Annotated in this window: 17 protein-coding genes and 1 other annotated feature; of the genes, 6 read left to right on the plus strand and 11 right to left on the minus strand. The window is 40.6% G+C overall.

Annotation, left to right across the window (positions count from 1 at the left end; genetic code table 11):
* The first annotated feature begins 123 nt into the window (after positions 1 to 123).
* The gene (locus ACYX4O_RS15640; protein ID WP_476352040.1) at positions 124 to 2409 is read left to right on the plus strand and encodes an ATP-dependent DNA helicase; all 2286 of its coding nucleotides are present in this window, start codon (positions 124 to 126) and stop codon (positions 2407 to 2409) included.
* Between the two features lie 90 nt (positions 2410 to 2499).
* Here the strand turns inward: ACYX4O_RS15640 and tyrS are convergent, their stop codons facing one another.
* Positions 2500 to 3771 carry a tyrosine--tRNA ligase gene (gene tyrS, locus ACYX4O_RS15645; protein ID WP_476352042.1) on the minus strand — a complete coding sequence of 424 codons (1272 nt, stop codon included), beginning with the start codon at positions 3769 to 3771 and terminating at the stop codon, positions 2500 to 2502.
* Positions 3772 to 3898: 127 nt separating this feature from the next.
* Positions 3899 to 4111, minus strand: a binding site (T-box leader).
* A gap of 136 nt (positions 4112 to 4247) precedes the next feature.
* Here tyrS and ACYX4O_RS15650 point away from each other — a divergent pair.
* The 4 genes from ACYX4O_RS15650 (at position 4248) to ACYX4O_RS15665 (ending at position 10067) form a co-directional block, all read left to right on the plus strand.
* On the plus strand, positions 4248 to 7388 hold the full coding sequence (locus ACYX4O_RS15650; RefSeq protein ID WP_476352044.1) for a transglycosylase domain-containing protein: 3141 nt from the start codon (positions 4248 to 4250) through the stop codon (positions 7386 to 7388).
* A gap of 211 nt (positions 7389 to 7599) precedes the next feature.
* Positions 7600 to 8253 (plus strand): GNAT family N-acetyltransferase, encoded by a 654-nt coding sequence (locus ACYX4O_RS15655; protein WP_476352046.1) that lies wholly within the window; start codon positions 7600 to 7602, stop codon positions 8251 to 8253.
* The gene (locus ACYX4O_RS15660) at positions 8254 to 8901 is read left to right on the plus strand and encodes an acetoin utilization AcuB family protein (protein WP_476352048.1); all 648 of its coding nucleotides are present in this window, start codon (positions 8254 to 8256) and stop codon (positions 8899 to 8901) included. It begins immediately after the preceding gene.
* Positions 8898 to 10067, plus strand: a complete 1170-nt coding sequence (locus ACYX4O_RS15665; protein ID WP_476357166.1) for an acetoin utilization protein AcuC — start codon at positions 8898 to 8900, stop codon at positions 10065 to 10067. The genes ACYX4O_RS15660 and ACYX4O_RS15665 overlap by 4 nt, the downstream gene beginning before the upstream one ends.
* 92 nt (positions 10068 to 10159) lie before the next feature.
* On the opposite strand, the gene motS is transcribed toward ACYX4O_RS15665, so the two are convergent.
* The 7 genes from motS to ACYX4O_RS15700 all read right to left on the minus strand — a co-directional run bounded on the left by motS (position 10160) and on the right by ACYX4O_RS15700 (position 15739).
* The gene (motS, locus tag ACYX4O_RS15670) at positions 10160 to 10957 is read right to left on the minus strand and encodes a flagellar motor protein MotS (RefSeq protein ID WP_476352050.1); all 798 of its coding nucleotides are present in this window, start codon (positions 10955 to 10957) and stop codon (positions 10160 to 10162) included.
* Positions 10947 to 11774 (minus strand): flagellar motor protein MotP, encoded by an 828-nt coding sequence (motP, locus tag ACYX4O_RS15675; protein ID WP_476352052.1) that lies wholly within the window; start codon positions 11772 to 11774, stop codon positions 10947 to 10949. The genes motS and motP overlap by 11 nt, the downstream gene beginning before the upstream one ends.
* A 52-nt stretch (positions 11775 to 11826) precedes the next feature.
* Positions 11827 to 12825: a catabolite control protein A gene (gene ccpA / locus ACYX4O_RS15680; RefSeq protein ID WP_476352054.1), complete on the minus strand. Its 999-nt coding sequence runs from the start codon at positions 12823 to 12825 to the stop codon at positions 11827 to 11829.
* A gap of 283 nt (positions 12826 to 13108) precedes the next feature.
* Entirely contained in the window at positions 13109 to 14164 is a 1056-nt protein-coding gene (locus ACYX4O_RS15685) for a bifunctional 3-deoxy-7-phosphoheptulonate synthase/chorismate mutase (RefSeq protein WP_476352056.1), read from the minus strand.
* A 227-nt stretch (positions 14165 to 14391) separates the two neighbouring features.
* Positions 14392 to 14715: a bacillithiol system redox-active protein YtxJ gene (gene ytxJ / locus ACYX4O_RS15690; RefSeq protein ID WP_476352058.1), complete on the minus strand. Its 324-nt coding sequence runs from the start codon at positions 14713 to 14715 to the stop codon at positions 14392 to 14394.
* A 125-nt stretch (positions 14716 to 14840) separates the two neighbouring features.
* Positions 14841 to 15278 (minus strand): YtxH domain-containing protein, encoded by a 438-nt coding sequence (locus tag ACYX4O_RS15695; protein ID WP_476352060.1) that lies wholly within the window; start codon positions 15276 to 15278, stop codon positions 14841 to 14843.
* A gap of 26 nt (positions 15279 to 15304) precedes the next feature.
* Positions 15305 to 15739, minus strand: coding sequence for a DUF948 domain-containing protein (locus ACYX4O_RS15700; protein WP_476357167.1), 435 nt, complete (start codon positions 15737 to 15739; stop codon positions 15305 to 15307).
* A gap of 194 nt (positions 15740 to 15933) precedes the next feature.
* On the opposite strand from ACYX4O_RS15700, the gene ACYX4O_RS15705 reads away from it, so the two are divergent.
* On the plus strand, positions 15934 to 17052 hold the full coding sequence (locus ACYX4O_RS15705; protein WP_476352062.1) for an aminopeptidase: 1119 nt from the start codon (positions 15934 to 15936) through the stop codon (positions 17050 to 17052).
* 137 nt (positions 17053 to 17189) lie between these two features.
* On the opposite strand, the gene murC is transcribed toward ACYX4O_RS15705, so the two are convergent.
* The 3 genes from murC to ACYX4O_RS15720 all read right to left on the minus strand — a co-directional run bounded on the left by murC (position 17190) and on the right by ACYX4O_RS15720 (position 23236).
* A complete protein-coding gene (gene murC / locus ACYX4O_RS15710; protein WP_476352064.1) occupies positions 17190 to 18479 on the minus strand; it encodes a UDP-N-acetylmuramate--L-alanine ligase in 1290 nt (429 codons plus the stop codon).
* Between the two features lie 473 nt (positions 18480 to 18952).
* On the minus strand, positions 18953 to 20068 hold the full coding sequence (locus ACYX4O_RS15715; RefSeq protein WP_345243400.1) for a nicotinate phosphoribosyltransferase: 1116 nt from the start codon (positions 20066 to 20068) through the stop codon (positions 18953 to 18955).
* A gap of 102 nt (positions 20069 to 20170) precedes the next feature.
* Positions 20171 to 23236: a DNA translocase FtsK gene (locus tag ACYX4O_RS15720; RefSeq protein WP_476352066.1), complete on the minus strand. Its 3066-nt coding sequence runs from the start codon at positions 23234 to 23236 to the stop codon at positions 20171 to 20173.
* Between the last annotated feature and the right edge of the window lie 36 nt (positions 23237 to 23272).

Below are 23272 nucleotides of genomic sequence, written 5' to 3' on the forward strand. Positions count from 1 at the left end.
ATTCAATGTTCCATTATTTTTACTACCTTTTAAGAACTAGCATTACAAATGAATTCCTCGTGTCCCCCATTAACAACGAAGTGTATTAGAACTGATAAAAATGAAAAAGAATCTGGTGATAACATGAAAGAGTTAAAAACATCTATAAGGAGTCTAGTTGAATATGTTTATCGATCCGGAAGCCTTGATCGACGTTTTAAAACGACAACAGCCCTCACCGAAGGGACAAGAGCACATCAAATGGTCCAAAGCGAGTACAGTGAACACGATCAAAAGGAAGTACACCTTGCCTATACTCATATAGCTGATTCGATACACATTCACATAGAAGGACGTTGTGATGGATTACTTCAAAAGGAGAATAAAATCACCGTGGATGAAATTAAATCGACATCTTCTTCAATCTTTGACATCGAAGAAAACTCCCATCCCGTACACTGGGCCCAGGCGAAATGCTATGCATATATTTACGCAACTCAACAAGAACTTAATGAAATTGATGTGCAACTTACGTACGTTCATTTGCCATCCTCAGAACGAAAACAGTTTGTTAAATCGTTTAGTTCTGTCGAGTTAAGAGAGTGGTTTCACACTATGATCGAACAGTATATTCCTTATGCTAAACTCATGACTGAACACAGGCTTAATCGACAAGAAAGCATACAACAACTCCCTTTCCCTTATCCCGCTTTTCGAGCTGGACAACGAAAGTTTGCAGGAGCAGTCTATAAGACCATTATGGATCGTAAGACCCTTTTCGCTCACGCTCCAACCGGTACAGGGAAAACCATCTCCACTCTATTTCCCACGATTAAAGCAATCGGGGAAGGAAAAGCAGACCAATTTTTTTACTTAACAGCCAAAACGATTACGAGGCAAGCCGCAGAAGAAGCGCTCTCCCTTATGGAGGAAAAAGGTTTGCACTTCCATACCGTGACCTTAACCGCTAAGGACAAAATGTGTTTCACAAATGACGGGTGTCAGGTGGATTATTGTCCATTTGCAGATGGATACTACGACCGCATCAATGAAGCTTTGCTCGACTTGTTTTCAAAAGAAACGATGATATCAAGAGGCGTGATCGAACATTACGCACGGAAGCATCAAGTCTGTCCTTTTGAGTTTTCAATAGATGCCGCTTACCATGCTGATGCTATTATATGCGATTACAATTATGTATTTGATCCAAGAGTATCTTTCAAACGTTTATGGAATGAAACAAAGAAAAAGACCACATTGCTCGTCGATGAAGCTCATAATCTTGTCGACAGGTCGCAATCTATGTATTCAGCTCTACTATCAAAATCATCTTTCTTACAACTCAAGCGTGAATACAAGTCTAAAAACCCACATTTATACGAAGCTGTTCACCGTATCGATCAGTCTTTATTAGCGCAAAGAAAATTGATGGATGAGGACCAATACATGACAACAATGGCGGAAATTCCTGAAGGGATTGTTGAGAGTGTCGAGCACTTTATTGACCTGGCTGAACTAGAGATCCCCTACACCCAGGATACAGAGTCTCTATTAATCGAAGCATATTTTATGGCTTTAAGTTTTGTACGTATTTCAAAACTCTATGATCAATCGTATGTCACTTACATAAGACGTTATAAAAGCGAAGTAGAGCTTAAACTTTTCTGTGTAGATCCCTCTTCCTTGCTACACAAAACAACTAAGGGATACGGAGCAACGGTTTTCTTCTCGGCGACGTTCGCTCCATTTGATTACTATAAAGACATGCTCGGGTGGACGGAGGGAGACTATACTTTTTCAATACCTTCACCATTTGACAGACAAAATGTGGACATGTACATTCAGCCAATCTCTACACGCTTCCATGACCGCGCTCAATCAATAGATTCAATCGTTGGCACAGTACTTGAATTAATAAGAGAGAAACCAGGGAACTATCTAGTTTTCTTCCCTTCTTATGTATATATGGAGCAGGTATATGAGAGGATTCAAGAACTCGATCATTCAGCTTCCGTTCTACTTCAAACGCCTCAAATGACTGAACAAGATCGAGAACAGTATCTAGCTGAATTCCGCGAAGACCGTGAAGATTCCTTAATCGGATTTGCAGTATTAGGAGGCATATTCTCAGAAGGTGTCGATTTAAGAGGAGACCGTTTAAACGGGGTTCTAGTCGTTAGTGTAGGATTGCCGAAATTAAATGATGAACAAGGCATTATGAAACGTTATTTCGATGAACGAGGTAAGGATGGCTTTGCCTATGCTTATATGTACCCTGGGATGAATAAAGTTTTACAAGCTGCAGGGAGGCTAATTCGAACAGAGACTGACTCTGGAACGATTGTACTTATTGATGACCGTTTTATTCAGCAAAGATATAAAAACTTACTTCCTTATCAACTTCAGCACTTTCGTATTAAAAGAGAGTGATGTAACCAAGAACAAAAGGGATAATTCAGTCTATGTAAAAAACCGCTTAGAGTCATTCAAACTCTAAGCGGTTTTATTTCTTCTATTATATTATCCTTCAAAGCGTACCAAGAAGTATTTCTTCTTACCACGACGAATAATTGTAAACTTGCCATCGATGCGATCTTCAGCGTCCACTGTGTATTTCATATCTTGTTCACGTTCACCATTAATGTAAATCGCACCATTCTGAATATCTTCACGAGCTTGACGTTTTGAAGAAGAGATCTTTGCTTCAACTAAGAGATCGATTAACCCTTTTTCTTCTTCCACTAAATTGTAAGTAGGAACGTCTTTAAAGCCTTGTTCAATTTCATCACCTGTTAGTTGCTTTAGGTCGCCGCTAAAGAGCGCTTCAGAGATTTTCTCGGCTTGTTCAAGAGCTTTTTCATCATGGACCATCTTCGTCATTTCTTCTGCTAGCCTACGCTGAGCCACACGCTTCTCAGGTTGCGTTTCTACTTCCTTAGCCAACTCACCAATTTCGTCTAAGCTTAAGAATGTAAAGTAATGAAGGAAATTCACAACATCACGATCGTCTGTATTAATCCAGAACTGGTAAAATTCGTACGGAGTTGTCTTTGCTGGGTCTAACCAAATTGCACCACCAGCTGTTTTACCAAACTTACTGCCATCTGCTTTGGTAATCAATGGAACCGTTAGACCAAATGCTTTCGCTTCTTCTCCTTCAGTCGCATTCTTACGAATCAGTTCAAGCCCAGCCGTAATATTCCCCCACTGGTCGCTTCCACCAATTTGTAACGTACAATTCTCTTTACGGAATAAGTTCAAGAAGTCATAAGATTGCAGAATCATGTAACTGAACTCTGTAAAGGAAATTCCATTTTCAATACGAGACTCCACAGAATCTTTCGCTAACATGTAGTTAACACCAAAGTGCTTCCCTACATCTCGCAAGAATTCGATCATTGTCATTTGGTTCAACCAGTCTAAGTTGTTACGTGCTACAGCCGCATTCTCCCCTTCCTCAAAGTTTAAAATTTTAGCAAGTTGACCTGCTAGCTGTTCACTGTAGTGACGCACTGTGTTCTCATCGTTAAGCTGACGTTCTGTAGAACGACCACTTGGGTCACCAATCATACCAGTTCCTCCACCAACTAAAGCAATTGGACGGTGCCCAGCTTGCTGGAACCTCTTAAGAATTAGTACAGGTAGCAAGTGACCTATATGAAGACTATCCCCTGTCGGGTCAAAACCACAGTAAAGGGTAACCTGTTCTTGAGATAAATGCTTCTTTAGACCTTCTTCATCCGTCATTTGATTAATTAATCCTCTTGCTTGTAAGTCTTGTAAAATATCCACACTATCCACTCCTAGATTCTTAAATTAAGTAACGACATAAACGTAATGAAAGTACTGAAGGCGCCCTTTTCAGGTTATACTACGAACCAGATTCAACTTTTGAAGAACACAAAAAACCCCGCCCCTAAAAAGGGACGAGGCTCGCTCGCGGTACCACCCTTGTTGTAACCAGACAACTGATTACCACTCAAGGAATTTATAACGGATTCACCCGTCTTCTGAACTAATCAGAAGAAAACTCCAGGACGTAATTCGTAAATTGCTCTGTACTGACTCACAGCGACCGTCAGCTTTCTGCAACAGGATACAACTTACTACTCCAACCCTTCACTGTTTACTGTTCATTATCGTTCGTGACTGTGACATAATTTATAGCATATATTTTTCAAAAAAGCAACTCACATTTCATGTTGAACCATGTCTCCTTATGGTGCAATATGGTATAATATTGCGTGTATGAAATAGGAGGTCGTTATATGAGCCAGAACCATTCAAATGGTCCAGATAGATCCCCGCTTCGTAAATGGTGGGAAGATGGAAAGATCCAAAAATATTTCCGCATCTCTTATGATGTAATCTGGAACATCGTTTTATTCTTCCTCATTGTAGGTGTGATTGGCGTGTTCTTTGCTGCCGGGTTAGGTGCCGGTTATTTCGCCTCGCTCGTCAAAGACGAACCAATACGTGCTAAAGCCGAAATGCAAAAAGACATTTACAATTATGAAGAAACGTCAGAATTGTATTTTGCCGGAGACACATACTTAGGAAAGATTCAATCTGATTTATATCGTGAAGAAGTGTCCCTTGACCAAGTATCCGATCATGTGGTCAATGCTGTAATCGCCACTGAAGACGAGAATTTCGAGACACATAATGGTGTTGTACCCAAAGCGATAATGCGTGCAATCTTCCAAGAACTCACGAATGCAAACGTTAAAACAGGGGGTAGTACGCTTACCCAACAGTTAATAAAGAATCAGGTTTTAACAGACACCGTTTCATTCGAACGTAAAGCAAAGGAAATTCTACTAGCCTTACGCTTAGAGCGATTCTTTGAAAAAGAAGAGATCTTAGAAGCATATCTGAATGTTGTTCCATTCGGCCGTAACGCCGGCGGAAGAAACGTTGCAGGAATTGAAGCTGCTGCTCAAGGTATATTTGGAGTGAGCGCCAAAGAATTAAACCTTCCTCAAGCAGCCTATATTGCAGGTATGCCACAAAGCCCTTATATGTATACCCCTTTTACAAATACAGGGGAAGTTAAATCTGAAGCAGGGCTCGCCCCAGGCATCGAGCGAATGAGAACGGTACTAGAACGTATGCTAGAAGCCGAAATGATTACACAAGCCGAATACGATAAAGCAATCAATTACGACATTGCTTCGAAGTTCACAGAACCAGAACCTTCACCAGTGCAATCATATCCTTATATCGCATTTGAAGTTGAAGAGAGGGCCACAGATATTCTTCAAGGTATCCTAGCTGAACAGGACGGGTATACAAAAGAAGACTTAGCTAATAGTGAATCACTAAGACAAGAATATGCTACTCTTGCAGATCGAACATTAGTGCAAAATGGCTTGAAAGTTCATACAACAATTGATAAACCGATATACGACAAGATGCAGGAATTACACAAAAACTATGAGCATTACGGCCCTGTTCGATCTTGGAAAGTAACAGACGAAGAAACAGGCGAAGTGAAAACGATCAAAGAGCCCGTTCAAGTCGGCGGCATGTTAATTGAAAATAAAACCGGGAAAATCATTAGCTTTATCGGCGGACGTGATTTTGATCTTGAAAATCTTAACCACGCTACTGATGCGAAACGTTCAAACGGAAGTACAATGAAGCCATTGCTTGTATATGCTCCAGCTATTGACTTAGGACAAGCAAACCCAGGTTCTGTAGTAGCAGATATAGAAACAGTTTTCGCAGGAGGGTATACCCCTGGCAACTATGGAGGAAGGTTCCATGGCCTAACCTCTATAAGACGAGCACTAGCTATGTCATATAACGTGCCAGCTGTTAAAACTTATGCTGATATCAGGAATCAAAACCCAGCATCTTATTTAGACAAAATGGGCTTCACGACACTACTAGAAGAAGATAAGACCAACTTATCAACTTCACTTGGCAGTCTTCTTGAAGGTGTAACAGTGGAAGAGAATACAAATGCTTTCGCCACTTTCGCCAATAACGGTAAGTTTGTAGATGCTTACATGATCGATAAGATTGAAACAAAAGACGGAGAAGTACTTTATGAACATAAATCAGAATCTGTTGATGTATTTAGTGAACAAGCATCTTATTTAACCGTCGACATGATGAGAGATGTTTTAGATTATGGAACAGCCCAATACGCAGGAGATCGGTTGAAGTATCCAGGTGTCGACTGGGCCGGAAAAACAGGTACTTCTCAAGATGTTCACGACACATGGTTTGTTGCAACAAACCCTAACGTTACGATGGGGATGTGGATGGGCTATGACACACCTTTCACATTAAGAAACTGCGGTAACTGTAGCCTAGGATACAGCAACCGTAACGTAAAACTATGGACAGACATTGTAAACGCAGCGTCTGATCTAAATCCAGACTTAATGGTTCCAAAAGAAAGCTTTAAACAACCATCTGGTATTGTCAGACAGTCCTACTGTGCCGCTTCAGGATTGCTTCCATCTCAGCTTTGTTCTGAAATGGGACTTGTCAGCAGTGACATTTATTACGCTAAATACGCTCCCACCAAACGTGACGATAGCTTAATCGCAACTGGTTATGTTGAAATTGGAGATAAAGCCTATGTAGCAGGTGAATCTACACCACCTGAATTTACAAACGAAGGCGTCTTCTTTAACCCAGAGTACATTGAACGTAATAACTATGACCGACTATCAAGCTTAGATCAGCTTGTACCAAACAACAGCCAATGGGCAAGCGTTCGGGTCCCTTCTACAGATAAGGTTCCTAATGATGGACAGGCTCCAGCTGCTCCAGGTGCTGTATCAGCTAGCGGTGGTGTCTTAAATTGGTCACCTTCAGGAAGCAGAGATGTTGTAGGCTATCGCATCTATCGTGCCGCAACACCAGGAGCAAGCTTCCAAGTAGTCGGAAGTTCAGCAAGCAGCAGTCTTGGTATCTCAGGTAAGGGTGTTTATGTCGTAAGAGCAGTGGATTACTTCGGAATGGAATCAGCAGCATCACAAGCTTATGAATACGGAGATTTCACACCAGACCCACCACCAAGCGACCAAGGCCAGGATTCTGGCAATAACAATAATGGAAACAACAATAACAATAACAATAATAATGGCAATGGCAATTCCGGCAACGATGATAACAATGATAACAACAATGATTCAGATGATAATAACTCAGACAATGGTAATTCGGATGACGACTCCAACGATAACAATTCATCTGAGGGAGCTGGAAACGGTGGCTCCTCAGGCGATGATAACTCCGGTTCAACCGGTGGATCTGATTCCGGAGGCTCTGGCTCTGGAGGCTCCGAAAGCTCTGGCTCTGGAGGCTCTGGAGACTCCGGAAGCTCTGGAGACACAGGTAACTCTGGCAGTGATTCATCAACCGATGACGAATCCTCTTCAGAAGGATAATTTCTATAAGGCTATCCCAAGAATCGCACTAGACTCTTGGGATAGCCTTTTTATATTAAAAAAAACGGAAATATTCTCTCATACTGAATCCTTCCACATTCTGTCCTCAGCTTGAATACTTACAATCAACATATTGCCGCTCAGGGATTTTCTTCACTGAAATTTACTGTATAATAGATAACAAATATAGGTAACATTAGGTGGTGGAGGCATGAAGCATACAAAAGAATATCATTCCAAAGAAATTGAAACGAAAAGTGGAACGATTACCGTTGAAGGGCCTCTTTCTTCAGGAGAACTAGCAAACTATCATTTTCACGAAGGACTCAAAGCCTTCAGGCCGGCCCCGAAACAATTTGAAGCTGTTAAGAAGATTGCCGATTTTGAAGAAGGCAGAATTCTAATTGCCAGAACCTCAGATACCATTGTAGGATATGTTACGTACCTTTATCCTGACCCATTAGAAAGATGGTCAAAGTTCGAAATGGAGGATCTCCTTGAATTGGGTGCTATAGAAGTCATTCAGGATTACAGGGGATATGGTATTGGTTCATGGCTACTAAAGGTGTCTATGATGGACGATGAGATGGAAGACTTTATTGTCATTTCAACAGAATATTACTGGCACTGGGATCTTTCTGGAACAGGGTTAAACATTTGGAATTATCGAAATGTCATGGAGCGAATGATGGGTGCTGGTGGCTTAACCCCCTCCCCTACAGATGATCCAGAAATCGTTTCACACCCAGCCAACTGTTTAATGGCTCGTATTGGGAATCGTGTACCTCAAGCTTCGATCGATCGCTTTGAGGAATTAAGATTCTTAACGAGAAGAAGTTATCGTGCGAATCGAGGAGGTCTATAAATGCTAGTAGAAGAGGTTATGAAAACAGAAGTTATATCACTGAAAGCTGACGAAACTATTGAAACCGCTTTAAAACTATTGAATGACCACCATATCCGCCACATCCCTATTGTGGATGAACATAACCACGTTATTGGGATTGTGTCTGATCGAGATGTACGGGACGCTAGTCCATCCGTTTTTCAAATCGAGCAAGATAAAGAGGCTCTTAAAAACAAGTTAGAGTCTATTATGAGTTCTCCAGTCATAACCGCTCACCCTTTAGATTTTGTTGAAGAAATTGCGAGTATCTTTTATGAGCATGAAATTGCTTGTGTTCCAGTCACAAAAGCGAACAAACTTGTTGGAATTATTACCGAGAAAGATATGTTATATACAATGATTCAACTTACGGGAGTAAACGTTCAGAGCTCTCAAATTGAAATTAAGGTAATAGATAAACCAGGAATCTTCCCCGAGGTGACGGCAGTGCTTGGGAGACGTAAGACAAATATAACGTCTGTTCTCATCTATCCATATCAGCCAGATTCAGCATATAAGGTTCTTGTGTTCCGCCTTCAGACAATGAATCCTATGCCTATAATTGAAGATTTAAAACTTGCAGGATATGAGGTACTATGGCCAAATATGCCGGGGATGGAACAATGACTTGTAAAGCAGCCTTTGTCTATTCAGAAGAATTTAGGACCTACCGATTCAGAGATGATCATCCCTTCAACCAATTAAGAGTCACCCTAGCATACGAATTACTTCAAAGTACTCGGAGCATCACAGAGCAAGATCTCATCCCTCCAAGGATGGCAACAGAGGAAGAACTCCTATTGGTGCATGAGAAGCCATACGTTGAAGCCATCAAAAAAGCAAGCTCAGGAAAGCTTAGTGAAGAGGAAGGGTATGAATTTGGAGTAGGCACTGAAGATACACCGATGTTTAACGGAATGCACGAAGCTTCTTCCCTCCTAGTTGGGGGGACATTGTCAGCAGTTGATGCGGTGCTTCAGAATAAAGTTGATCATGCCCTAAACCTTGGCGGAGGGTTACACCATGGATTCCAGAGGAAAGCATCTGGTTTTTGTATTTATAATGATGGTGCAGTAGCCATCCAGTATATTCGAGAGCATTACCAAGCTAAAGTTTTATATATTGATACGGATGCTCACCACGGTGATGGTGTGCAATGGGCGTTTTACGATGACCCCAATGTATGCACGTTATCCGTACATGAAACAGGCCGATACCTGTTCCCTGGGACTGGCAACGTAAACGAGCGCGGCATTAAAGAAGGCTATGGATATAGTTTTAACATACCTGTAGATGCCTTTACAGAAGACGAATCCTTCATGCACGTTTATGAAATCGCATTTAGAAAAGTAATTGAATATTTTAAGCCCGATGTTATTATTACGCAAAACGGCGCGGATGCCCATGTATTAGATCCACTGACTCACCTATGTTGCACATCAAAACTTTATGAATTTATACCAGAGCTAGCTCATAAACTAGCGCACGAGTACTGTGATGGAAAGTGGATTGCTTTAGGCGGGGGAGGATACGATATTTGGAGAGTGGTTCCTAGAGCCTGGGCACAGATTTGGAATGTAATGGCACACGATAAGCCTGCCGAGGGGGACATACCTAAGGATTGGCTTGAAAAATGGCAAACTAAAGCACCTGTACAACTACCTTCCTCATGGCACGATCAACAAGGTCTTTATAAAGAGATCCCGAGAAAAGCCGAAATTACAGAGAAAAATGAAAAAGTCTTGGAAAAAGCAATGCAGTTTATTCAGCTAAAGCACAACCTCCCAAAATGAAACAAATACGCTTCTTGGAAAAACCAATTACAAAAAAAGAGTGTTACAATGCCGCTCAAGTCATTGTAACACTCTTCTTTATGTATAGCTGATTATGGAGATGTAACTCCTTCTTGCGCTTTGTAGCTTGGGTCTAGAATGACAATTTCTACACGCCGGTTTTTCTGCCAATTTTCTTCGGAAGTATTTGGAACAAGCGGACGAGTATCACCGTAACCCACTGCAGTAAAACGACCTGCATCCACGGCTGTTTCCTGAGCTAAATAACGAATGACACCACTTGCTCGCGCTGCAGACAGCTCCCAATTCGAAGGAAAGCGATAATTGGATATAGGGCGATCATCCGTATGTCCTTCCACTTTCACATAGTTAGGAATATTGTTTAAGAGCTGACCGACCTTTTTGAGGAAAGGCTGACCTTTTGAAATGATCTCAGCTTCAGCGGTATTAAACAATACCTGTTCTTGTAGCGTAAGTACCACACCTCGGTCCGTTCGATTGGCTGTAATCTTTTCCGTCAAATCATTGTTTTTAAGAAATGTTTCTACCTCTGTTACAAGCTGGTTTAGCGAATCCTTTGTATCTTCAGACCCAGTTTCCTTATCCTTATTCACATCTTCGTCTTCCTCTGATTCAAACTCACTTATATCTTGTTGCTCATCATTCTTTTTATCAGCGGGGGACTCTAACTCAACAACAGAAGGGTTAAAATCAAAGATGGCTCGGCTCCTGAACGATTCGGCTACAGCTTCAAATTTTTCTTTATCGATTTGTGACATGGAAAAAAGCAAAATAAAGAAAACAAGAATTAATGTCATCAAATCAGAGAAGGTGACCATCCATTTTGGGGCACCTTTGTCTTGTACACGGTCTTTCCGTTTAAGCTTCATACGGCGCTCCCTCCATTGCGTCTTGTTCAGTAAGCTCTTCCTCCTGACGTCGACGCTCATCTCCAGAAAGGAAAGCACTTAGCTTTTCTTCTAGGATTTTTGGATTCTGCCCGGATTGTACTCCGATGACACCTTCTATGGTAACTTGTTTGATAAAGATTTCTTGATCTGTTTTATTCGCTAGTTTCCCTGCCATAGGTGAGAACACAAGGTTCGCAAGGACTGACCCATAAAAAGTTGTTAACAAGGCAATCGCCATATTTGGTCCTAGAGTCGTTGGGTCTGTCAGATTCTTAAGCATAAGAACTAATCCAATTAAAGTTCCAATCATCCCCCAAGCTGGTGCATATTCTGCAGCTTTTTCGATGATTGCACGACCCCGCCTGTGCCTTTCTTCGATGGCTGATACTTCAGCATTCATAATATCGTTTATGACTTCTGGTTCAATACCATCCACAGCAAGCAGAATTCCCTTTTTAATAAAAGGGTCTTCTACTTCATCTAATTCTGATTCTAATGCCAAAAGGCCTTCGCGACGCGCCCTTTCTGATAAACGTACGAACAGATCAATTAGCCCTGACAAATTCTGATCATTTGTTTGGAAAGATTCTTTTAACACCTTTCCTGTCAGTTTGATCTCGTCCAACGTAAAGTTAATCAAGAGCGCAGCCGCAAGGCCACCAAGCACGATGATCATCGAGGAAATCTGGATAAAGGACACAACATCCTCCACTCCCCCAGTGGTAAAGATTCCTACAAAAATCATCGTAATTCCTATAAATATGCCAATTGGAGTTAATAAATCATTTCGTTTCATTTTCTCTCTCCCTAATATAAAACCTAATGATCTATTTTTTATATCGACATATTTATGATTTTGTTGAGTTTCTTTCAATATTTCGATGTGGAAGAATTACATTTTGTTCTTCGACTTTTTCGTTATTCATGTATTTCGTCAATAGACGCATGGAAACAGCACCAATGTCATACATCGGTTGTACAACGGTAGATAATGTAGGACGTACCATTGTCGCTAAACGCGTATTATCAAAGCCAAAGACTTCTACATCCTCAGGTACACGAAGACCTTTATCTTGAGCACCATGAATGACACCAAGAGCCATTTCATCTGATGCTACGAATACGGCACTTGGGCGCTCTTCCATGTTAATTAGTTGATCAAGAGCTTCAATTCCACTATCATACGTGTAATCTCCGCGTATCACATAACGATCTCCATAAGATTTACCTTGTTCTTCAATTGCACGGTAATAACCTGACAATTTCTGATCATTAATATTCGTCTCAAGCGGCCCTGAAATGAAGGCTACATGCTCATTACCTTTTTCGAATAATGTTTTTGTTGCTTCATAGGAGGCTTCATCATAATTAATGTTAACAGATGGAACAGAATTTGTTTCATCTACCGTAGCTGCTAGTACAACTGGAACAGACGCATTTTGGAACTCTCTTACGTGATCTTCTGTAATCTTGCCACCCATGAATACAAGTCCGTCTACTTGCTTCCCTAACATTGAGTTAATAAGGTGAATTTCTTTCTCTTTATTCTGATCTGAGTTGCTTAAGATAATGTTATAGTTATACATTGTCGCAATATCCTCAATACCTCGAGCTAATTCTGCAAAGAAGATACTTGAGATATCTGGAATAATTACGCCTACTGTCGTTGTCTTTTTACTTGCTAGACCTCGAGCCACTGCATTAGGTCGGTACCCTAATCGCTCAATTGCATCTAAAACTTTCTTTCTTGTAGCAGGTTTCACATTTGGATTCCCATTGACAACACGTGAAACCGTAGCCATTGAAACATTGGCTTCTCGTGCTACATCGTATATTGTTACATTCATTCCATTTAACCTCCTCAAAGTTACGTCTCTATCTTTATTTTCCCTCATTCTCTCTCTTCATTATCATACGACACTGCTAAAGAGAGCGCAATAAATCGGACATATTCATGCTTTTATATGCAGTATTCACCATACATTCAGAAACAACTCATATGTAAACAAAGTTGTCGTGAATCCTGGACGTCAAATACATATTTTTTTACAGAAAAAGAATACGCCAACAAATTGTTGGCGTACTTTTCCTCTTTAAAATATAGATTAAATTGTCTATTTATGCAAGAATCTATTTCAATTCTTTCATAAATTGATTAAATGTTTCAATATCCATTTGCTGTGCAGCGTCTGACAATGCTACTGCTGGGTCAGGGTGAACCTCTGCCATGACTCCATCTGCACCGACTGCAATCGCCGCTTTTGCTGTAGGAAGAAGAAGATCGCGACGTCCTGTAGAGTGGGTTACGTCTACCATTACAGGTAAGTGCGTCTCTTGCTTCAAGATCGGTACAGCAGAAATATCAAGCGTGTTTCGCGTTGCTTTCTCGTACGTGCGGATACCTCGTTCACATAGAATGATGTTTTCATTACCTCGTGATATGATGTATTCCGCAGCGTTCACAAATTCTGAGATTGTTGCAGATAATCCTCGTTTAAGTAGTACTGGTTTATCAACAGAACCTGCTGCTTTTAACAACTCAAAGTTCTGCATGTTGCGTGCACCGATTTGAATAACATCAATGTACTCAACCGCCGTTTCAATATCGGCTGGATTCACAATCTCACTTACAACACCTAAGTCATATTCATCGGCAACTTGTTTTAATATTTTCAAACCTTCAAGGCCAAGTCCTTGGAAATCATATGGAGATGAACGCGGTTTGAAAGCTCCTCCGCGAAGTAGCTTCAACCCTTGAGCTTTAACTGCTTCTGCCACTTTAGCAACTTGCTCGTAGCTCTCAACAGCACACGGTCCTGTGATGAAGGAAGGATCCCCAATTCCAATTTCTTCGCCTCGAACTGTAACAACTGTATCTTCAGGCTTCTTTTTACGTGAAACAAGAAGCGCTTTTCGGTGATCGTCTTCTTGAAGCTCAAGGCTTGCTTTAAAGATTTCTTTAAACAACTTCTCAACTGTAGAATGTTCAAAAGGACCTTCATTATGGTCCGTAATCGTATCTAACATCGCGCGTTCACGCACGGGATCAAAACGATTCATTCCTTGTTTTTTCTTCACCTGTCCAATTTGATGCGCGATCTCTGCTCTTTTGTTAATTAAATCTAGAATGTCTAAATTTAATGTGTCTAACTCTTGTCTTAACTGGTCTAATTCTTCATTACTCAACTCATACGCCTCCAATTTGTTTAGAAAGATGAAAATTATGATAGATTCATAATAATTAGACATCATTATAGCTAATATTATTTTAATTGTCACGGGAATTTTCAACATTTTTAGTAAAGAATTTTATTAAAGTATCGAGAAATTGAATAACAAGGATGAAATCTTTCTCATTTCATCCTTGTTATTCTAGGAAATATCTTTACACTATGGGCGTTTTGCCCTTTCATTTATTGGTCAGCATTAGCCAACGCATCTTCTTTAATATGCCAATGAGAAGTATTCCACGTTACTTCCTCTCCGTTAAATACCAATACCTGTGGAGACTCATGCTTCACACCAAATGCTTCTGCAACTTGATTGGAGAACTCTCTTGTTTCTTGGATATTTAAGATAAACATAGGAGTTTCTGTTTCTGAAGAATAGCTTTCGTATGCTTGTTTTGCCCCTGAACTAATAGGACAAGTCAAACTATGCTTTAACAACATCACTCGTTCATGTTGATCTAATTTCTCTTTTAACTCGTTGTAGTTCTGTAAAAGTGTTATAGCCAACGTCAATCATCCTCCTCTATTTAAGCCCCATCTCGAAAAGGGTCTTCATGACAACAAAAAAGTTGCTAGTATTAATGTAGCATACTAGCAACTTTTCCCCAAAATTATTCGTTTAATTACATCTCTTAGTAAGTAGTGGTCGTTGTTGTTTCCTGTTGTCTTTCAAGCTCTTCGGCTGCCTCTTCGATAGCTTCAGCTACTTCTTCAGCAGCTTGTTCAGCTTCATCATTTGTGTTGCGGAATTCGCCAACTTTCGTTTTCACTCGAGTACCAAGGTCCTGGGACTTCTCAGAAACGTTTTGAGACCACTGAGAAGATGTTTCTACAGCACGGTCCTTCCATTCCGTTCCCTTTTGGTAAGCGACATCTTTCCACTCGCCAGCACGCTCACGAACGTATCCTGACTTTTGATTTAGGTCATCTCTTACTTCTTTTCCTGACTTAGGAGCAAATAAAAGAGCTGCAGAAGCTCCTACGATGCCACCAATTAGTGTGCCTATCATAAAATCTTTACTGTTAATGTTTTCGTTTTGATTTTTGTTCTGGTTTTGATCTTGTGCCATACTCTATTCCTCCTAGTAAAATAAAATTATTGTACTGCTTTTTCGTCTTGTGGTTTTTCTTTTTTCCACTTTTTATAGAGATCAATACCGACCTGACCCCACTTCATGGCCTGAGCAGCATTGTCTTTATTCTGGTCAGCTGTATGCTTTAGATTGTTCGACATCGTGTGTAGTGATTGATTAAACTCATGAACAGAATCCCCAATCCCTTTAACACCGTCTACTAATGTATTTAATTTTTGACTCTTGTCCCCAATATCCTCTGCTAGGTGATTGGTCTTTTGTAATAATGATGTTGTTTCAGTTGTAATGCCTTCCATTTGCTTCTCTAAGCCGCCCATTGTAGATGCTACGTTTTCTAGCGTTTTACGAGCTGACTTTAGAGTTTTGGATATGTAAATAACTAAAACAGCAAATGCAATAGCAAAGATGAGTGCTGCGATATATAGTATGATGATCATAATCCCCTGATTCACCCCTTTAAAAATGTAGTATAGTTAATCGTCTTCCCTTTTACTAGTTCGTATAAACGTGTCGAATTCCAGATTGGGATTATTTTATAGTATTCTCTTTTTTTGCAGAAACTCCTGCAACTCATTTCTTTTTTTTAGCTAGAAATTTCTGTATCATTATAAATAGAAAAGGAGGAATTGTTATGCGCGATCCAAGACTGCAACAACTTGCACAACAAATTATTCACTACTCTATCGATTTACAAAAAGATGAAAAAGTACTTATAGAAAATACAGGGCTTCAACAAGAGTTGGTTTCCGCTCTAATTGAAGAGGTATATAAAGCAGAAGGTCAACCCTTCGTGAATGTGAAAGACCCAAAAGTGCAGCGTTCTTTATTAAAGAATGCGTCTGAAGAACAGCTCAACTTACAAGCAGAACAAGAGGCTTCTTTCATGAGCCAAATGGATGCATATGTAGCCATTCGTTCTGGTGAGAACATCTCTGAGCTGTCCGATGTACCTGCTGATAATATGAAGATCTACAACCAAACTGTTGGACAGAAAGTACATAGAGAAATTCGCGTTCCAAAGACGAAGTGGTGTGTGCTCCGTTACCCTAACGCTTCTATGGCTCAACTAGCAAACATGAGCACAGAGCAATTTGAAGACTTTTACTTCAATGTCTGTACGCTTGATTATAAAAAGATGGACCAGGCTATGGACTCACTAGTAAAACGTATGGAGGAAACAGACAAGGTACGAATTACAGGACCAGAAACAGACTTAAAGTTCTCTATTAAAGGCATACCAAATGTTAAATGTGCTGGTCACTTAAACCTACCAGATGGAGAAGTATACACAGCTCCAGTGAAAGATTCCGTTAACGGGACCCTTCACTATAACACGCCTTCTCCTTACAATGGTTTCACTTTCGAAGATGTCTTCCTTACGTTCAAAGACGGAAAGATTATTGAAGCAACAGCAAATGATACAGAACGAATCAACGAAATCTTTAATACAGACGAAGGCGCTCGCTATATTGGAGAATTCGCAATAGGTGTGAATCCTTATATTCTCCACCCAATGAAAGATATCCTCTTTGACGAGAAAATAGACGGCAGCTTCCACTTCACTCCAGGACAGTGCTACGACGAAGCACCAAACGGTAACGACTCAGCCATTCACTGGGACATGGTTATGATCCAGCGCCCTGAATATGGTGGCGGGGAGATCTATTTTGATGATGTTCTAATCCGTAAAGATGGCCGCTTTGTTGTACCTGATTTAGAGGCTTTGAATCCTGAGAACTTAAAGGAGTAGTTAGTTGACCTTCATTCTAAACTATATAAATTCATGATTATATCACGAAAAAGCGCGTAGGATCTCATCCTACGCGCTTTACTATTAGTAACAAACCGCTCACTTATATTAGGTAAGGAGCAATTATATGGTATACATTATTCCTTCTCATAAGCCTCTTGGAACTTCTGAATATCCCCAGCGCCCATAAAGATCAGCACACTATCCCCATGCTCTTTTAGGACAGCTGTTTCATCTAATTCCAGTAGTCGTGAAGCTTCAATCTTCTCCTGAAGGTCATTGATCGATAAATTACCTGACTCTTCGCGAGCAGATCCAAAGATATCGCAAAGGTACACGAAATCAGCTTCTTTTAAGCTATCGGCAAACTCTTGCAGGAACATTCGCGTCCTCGTGTACGTGTGAGGTTGGAAAATCGCGACAACGTCCTTCTTCGGGTATTTCTTCTTAGCTGATTCAATCGTTGCTAAGATCTCACGTGGGTGATGAGCGTAATCATCAATAACTACTTGATCATTGTGCTTCTTCTCTGTGAAACGACGCTTAACACCTTTAAAATCAGAAATATGCTTAATATCATCAGAAGGAATTCCTTCATATTGGCATAGCGCAATAACTGATAACGCATTTAATACGTGATGATTTCCATATCCAGGGATCGTATACGTGTTGTAATACGTGTTCCGAACAAAAACGTCAAATGTTGTACCATTCTCATCTTCTGAAATGTTAGATGCCTGAAAGTCATTACTATCATCTAAGCCATAGTAAACTACAGGTACTTTGGCCTGGATTTCTTGTAACTGATCATCATCTCCACATGCGATAATGCCCTTTTTCACTTTATAAGCCATTTCCTGAAAAGCATCAACCACATCTTCAAGGCTTGTAAAATAATCCGGATGATCAAAGTCAATATTTGTCATAATGGCATAATCCGGCTCGTAAGCTAAGAAGTGTCTACGGTATTCACAAGCTTCGAATACAAAGTACTCCCCATCTTCGTGCCCTACCCCTGTTCCGTCACCAATTAAGAACGACGTAGGCTTAATATTGCTTAGTACGTGAGCAAGCAAACCTGTAGTCGAGGTCTTGCCATGTGCACCCGTTACAGCAATACTAGTGTAATTCTGTAGCCATTCTCCTAAAAATTCATGGTATCGGAATAAAGGCAAACCTAATTCTTCCGCTGCCTTGATTTCCTCATGATCATCCCCAAATGCATTTCCGGCAATGACCGTTAAGTTGTCTTTAATATTTTCTTTTGAAAAAGGAAGAATTGGAATGTTTTTCTCTTCAAGAACTTCTTGTGTGAAAAAACGCTTCTCAATATCAGAACCTTGTACACTCTCTCCAGCATCATGAAGGATTTGTGCTAGTGCACTCATCCCGGTACCTTTAATACCAACAAAATGGTAAGTTGTCATATAGATAGAACCTCCACAATTATACAGTCATTTCTGTTTCATAGTATATGTATTCAAGCTCAACTTGCGCCTTATTTACTTTAACTTTTACGTCCTTATCCATTATAACAAAACAGTGTGTAGACGTGAATCAATTCGACAAAAACCGTTAGTAACCCCCATAACGTTTCCAAGTTTTTCTCTACGCACAAATGAACCGCTCTCCTATTTTCCCACCTTTAAGCCCCCACAAACCTAAACAGGGAAATAAACTTTAAGACTTGAAGTTGAGAGGATGTTTCCGTATGCGTTATTGGAGCGTAAGATGATTCAGGAAATTACTCGCTTTCCGCGGCGAGCCGTTCCCCAGACACCCCAAGCACTCATCAAACGTAACGGCCCTGTCTACACAAAAGTGTCTCAGTTTCTGTGTTCCATACAAGGAGCCTTATATGGAACACAGAAATTCAAAGAAAAAGACTGACAACAAAGTGTCAGTCTTCAGGATTGTAGTATTCCACTTTTTCTAAGCGTGGATTAGGACGATAGCGTCTTCCGTCTTTCGCTTCAGGCTTGCCATTGATCATAACATTATCCCCTGTGAACGATGTATTCATTTTCAATAAGCTACTGCCTACTCCATAAATATCTACAGGAACTTTAAGCTTCTCGAAATCACGAATGCGCTCTTCTGTGAAACCACCACTTACTACAATTTTCACATGCTGGAACCCTTCTGCATCTAATGCCTTACGAAGGGCAAAGATTAACTCAGGATTTACGCCTCTTGGATCAAATGTACCCATCAGGTGTTGATTTCTCAGGAAATACTTATCGACAAGAGCTCGGGATGTATCTACTCGCACACCTTTTAGTTCGTCTCCAAACTCCCTTGCGACTTTAAGCGAATCTGTAATGACATCGTTGTTGTAATCCACGAGTGCTGTAAGCTCATCATTAGGGAATTGCTTATGATACGCTTTAGCTGCTGCTACAATGTCTCCTTGGAACATTTGGATTAAGGCGTGAGGCATAGTTCCCATGCCTTCTTTCCCCCACCATTCGTTCATGGCATGAGTCGCCTGGGCCGTTGAGCCACCAATATAGGCTGCGTAGCCATCTCCTGCCTGTTGGGTGTAGTGGTCATCACGATCCCCCATAAATATAACAGGCTTTTGTTTGCCTGAGGCGCGTGCAGCCTTTACCACGTTATATACGTTCGTGGATACTGAAGTTCGGCGAGAAAGAATTCCGTCAATAATGCCTTCTAGATACCCAAAATACTGATATGGACCAGTAATGGTTAAGACTGTTTCAAAAGGCTTCACACGGTCGCCATCCTTCAATGAATGAATCTCTAACTCTTCCGGGTGGTCAGCAAATGTATGGATTAGCGCAATGGCTTCGTCTGTACCACATAGTACTGCGTCATCTTTTTGGAAAAACTGCATAGTGATATAGTTGTCTGGAAGTGTGCTTTCAACAATATCACGTGTTTTTAAAAAGTAAACAGCCGAGAACCAACCCTCTCGAATACGTTCATCAAACTTAAATGTTTGATTCGTGAGGCGCTTAATCTCGCCGTTCATCTTTTTTTCAATTTCTTTCATAACTTTGTAACCCCTCTTATGGTCATTCTCCTCGTAAATCATCCATCTTCTTATAGTATAAAATTCCTTGGATTTCGACAAGTTTTATATGTTAATGGGAAATTATTCATGCTCGCGTCGTAACTCTTCAAATCCAGCATGATCCATATAAACGTCACGAGGTTTACTACCTTTAGATTCAGAGATGATGCCTTTCTCCTCCATCGTATCAATTAGGCGTGCAGCACGATTATAACCTACTTTGAAACGTCTTTGCAGGAGAGAAGCACTTGCGCCATTTTGATCAATAACAAACTGAACCGCTTCTTCAAACAAATCATCTTCAGCTTCTTCAAAGTTAGGCTGTTGCATCAGCTCTTCTTGTTCAAATAAATAGTTTGGAGAAGCAATCTTTTTGACATGATTAGTAACCCGCTCAATTTCCTCATCTGATACAAATGCGCCTTGAATACGTTTTGTTTTCCCTGCCCCATTTTCTAAGAATAGCATATCTCCTCGACCTAATAGTTTTTCAGCCCCTGCTGAATCAACAATCGTTCTTGAGTCGACCTGAGAGGATACGCTAAATGCAACACGAGTTGGAATGTTTGCTTTAATAAGTCCTGTGATAACATCCACTGACGGTCTTTGGGTAGCTAATAATAAGTGAATTCCACAAGCTCTTGCTTTTTGGGCGATTCGGCAAATAGCATCTTCTACATCTTGTGGAGACATCATCATTAAATCGGCAAGCTCATCAATAACTATAACAAGATAAGGCATTTTGTCATCTAGTCTACCTTTAGCCTTTATCTTATCATTATAGCGATCAATATCGCGAACCCCTTCCTCCACAAAGCGTTCATATCGTTGCTCCATTTCTTTAACTGCCCATTTCAAAGCAGATGTTGCTGCTTTCACATCTGTAATAACAGGTGCTACTAAGTGTGGCAATTCATTATATGGAGCTAATTCTACCATCTTTGGATCGATTAACAGAAACTTTACATCTTCATGACTTGCTTTATATAACAGACTGAGCAATATTGTGTTGATACATACACTCTTACCAGAACCCGTTGCACCTGCTATTAACCCGTGGGGCATTTTCTTTAAGTCTGTCACAATTGGTGATCCCTCAATATCAAGTCCTAATCCAACCGAAAGAGGTGAAGACTCCCCTTGAAAAGCTTCACTTTCAAGGATTTCCTGAAGCCCAACCGCTTCTGACTTCTGATTCGGAACTTCAATTCCAATTGCATTTTTACCAGGGATTGGAGCTTCCATTCTTATATCCTTTGCAGCTAAGCTCATTTTAATGTCATCAGAAAGGTTTGTTATCTTACTCACCTTCACACCGGGCTCAGGCTGTACTTCAAATCGCGTTACCGCAGGACCCTTCATCGCATTAACGACTTTAGCCTTCACATGGAAATTATGAAGCGTTGTTTCAAGCAATTGCATTTGCTCTTCAATCCATTCATCCTCACTTTCCATACGTTTTGGTGGATCGTTTAATAAGTGATAAGGAGGGATGGTTGATTTAGTAGGAACTTTCTCTTGTAGCTCCTCCTTTTCTTCAACTACCTCTTCTTTAGAAGGCTCTTCGACTTGTTTAGGTTGGGTCGGTGTTACAGCCTTTTGTTGATCACGATGTCTTTTATCACGCGGTGTCATAATGACATTGAAAGGACGACTTCTACGTTTGGGACGCTCTGATTCTGCTTCTTTGGCTTCTACCTTTTCTTTGTCAGTCACCTGTGTCGCTTCAGCCTCTTCTTCCCCACTCTCATCTTTATAATCCGAGGATTGTTCTTTTGTTACAGTAGAATTTACTTCTTCAGAAGATGATGTTTGTATTTGGTGCAACACTTCTTCCTCAAAGCTTTGTTCAGAAGCTACATTCTCCGCTTCATCGTTATTGGAGCTTTCATTCACCAGTTGTTCTTCATTTGTTTCCAATGCATGGTTTTCTTCACCTTCTGGCTTATCTGTTGACTCGTCCTCAAACGTCTGTGTTTCATTCAAGGAACCCTCAACTTCATCCATTGCAAACGTTTCGTCAACTGTATCAAGCTCTTCAAGATCGAAGCTACTTTCTAATTGCTCGTCAACTGTCGGTTCAGGCTCTTCCGAATAGGCAGTATTCTCGGGAGTTCTTTCATTGTCTTCTTTTTCTTCAGCGCTGCTAGGCGTCTCACCTATTTCAAAACCATTCACCGCTTCCTCAGTCACCTGCTCGTCCTGGTAAGTAAACTCTTCATCCACTACAGAAATTCCTTCTCCCTCATAGGTTTCATCCATTTCTATCATGGAGGGAGGAAGATAACTTTTTTCTGGATCGCTTGCGGTCTCATCTTTCACTGGTTCTTCATTTTCTACTAATGGTTCGTCTGCAACGATCTCTTCATCCGAAGAGTTTGGTTCCGTATCACGAGACCCATACATAACAATAGTCGGTGGTACATCTTCTTCGTCTTCGTCTTCTTGATTTGAAAAATACTCCTCTTCATGGGAACTCTCATTTAGTTCCTCGTGATCGAATAGGCCAATAACATTATCCTTTTCTGGCTCTTCTACTTCTTCAACTTCCTGGTCTTTTGAAACTAATGCCACCTCTTCCTCCTCTTCTTGCATAGAAGGGGTCATAGACGTAGAAGGATGTGTTTCTGGCAATACTTTCGCTAAAGTAGATTCATAGAGTCGGTCGTCCTCATCTGCTTTCTTCATGATAGATGGCAGGTCATCTAAAACCGTCTCACTGAAGTGCCCTTCCCTTTTACCATACCCATAGATAGGAGAAGGAACGTTGCTTGGTGTGAATGGAGATCCTTGTTCGAAGGAGGATGGTTGGTATGTATCCTTTTTGCTCCATTCATTATTTTGTTTATTTGAAGAATATTTATATGAATCATAATTGGATCGTTGACTTTGAGTATGATTAGACTGTTCATTTTTAGAATTCGTGTTACGTTGACGTGGCTCTCGTTTCTGTTGACTATCAGGAATCATAGGGAAGCGAAAGTTACCTTGTTTCGGGTACTGATACACCATCTTTGTTTGAAAGTGCTGCTGACTTTGTTGACCTTGTTGTCTCTGATGTGTCGCTTCATCCTCTTGCGGAAATGGGGGCTGTTGATCTTCTGGAGATTGCTCTTCTTGTCGCATTTGCTGCAACCAATTTTTCATTCTATTCCACATGAAACCTCACTCTTTCTTTCAATT

The sequence above is a fragment of the Pontibacillus sp. ABV4_188 genome (assembly GCF_056311905.1).

What these genes read in the sequence shown, in the direction of transcription:
- murC (WP_476352064.1), bottom strand. Translation starts at nt 18,479, where the DNA reads ATGACAACTTACCATTTTGTTGGTATTAAAGGTACCGGGATGAGTGCA.
- ACYX4O_RS15640 (WP_476352040.1), top strand. Translation starts at nt 124, where the DNA reads ATGAAAGAGTTAAAAACATCTATAAGGAGTCTAGTTGAATATGTTTAT.
- ACYX4O_RS15660 (WP_476352048.1), top strand. Translation starts at nt 8,254, where the DNA reads ATGCTAGTAGAAGAGGTTATGAAAACAGAAGTTATATCACTGAAAGCT.
- ACYX4O_RS15695 (WP_476352060.1), bottom strand. Translation starts at nt 15,278, where the DNA reads ATGGCACAAGATCAAAACCAGAACAAAAATCAAAACGAAAACATTAAC.
- ACYX4O_RS15650 (WP_476352044.1), top strand. Translation starts at nt 4,248, where the DNA reads ATGAGCCAGAACCATTCAAATGGTCCAGATAGATCCCCGCTTCGTAAA.
- ACYX4O_RS15720 (WP_476352066.1), bottom strand. Translation starts at nt 23,236, where the DNA reads ATGAAAAATTGGTTGCAGCAAATGCGACAAGAAGAGCAATCTCCAGAA.
- ACYX4O_RS15655 (WP_476352046.1), top strand. Translation starts at nt 7,600, where the DNA reads ATGAAGCATACAAAAGAATATCATTCCAAAGAAATTGAAACGAAAAGT.
- motP (WP_476352052.1), bottom strand. Translation starts at nt 11,774, where the DNA reads ATGAAACGAAATGATTTATTAACTCCAATTGGCATATTTATAGGAATT.
- ACYX4O_RS15665 (WP_476357166.1), top strand. Translation starts at nt 8,898, where the DNA reads ATGACTTGTAAAGCAGCCTTTGTCTATTCAGAAGAATTTAGGACCTAC.
- motS (WP_476352050.1), bottom strand. Translation starts at nt 10,957, where the DNA reads ATGAAGCTTAAACGGAAAGACCGTGTACAAGACAAAGGTGCCCCAAAA.
- ccpA (WP_476352054.1), bottom strand. Translation starts at nt 12,825, where the DNA reads ATGAATGTAACAATATACGATGTAGCACGAGAAGCCAATGTTTCAATG.
- ACYX4O_RS15700 (WP_476357167.1), bottom strand. Translation starts at nt 15,739, where the DNA reads ATGATCATCATACTATATATCGCAGCACTCATCTTTGCTATTGCATTT.
- ACYX4O_RS15705 (WP_476352062.1), top strand. Translation starts at nt 15,934, where the DNA reads ATGCGCGATCCAAGACTGCAACAACTTGCACAACAAATTATTCACTAC.
- ACYX4O_RS15715 (WP_345243400.1), bottom strand. Translation starts at nt 20,068, where the DNA reads ATGAAAGAAATTGAAAAAAAGATGAACGGCGAGATTAAGCGCCTCACG.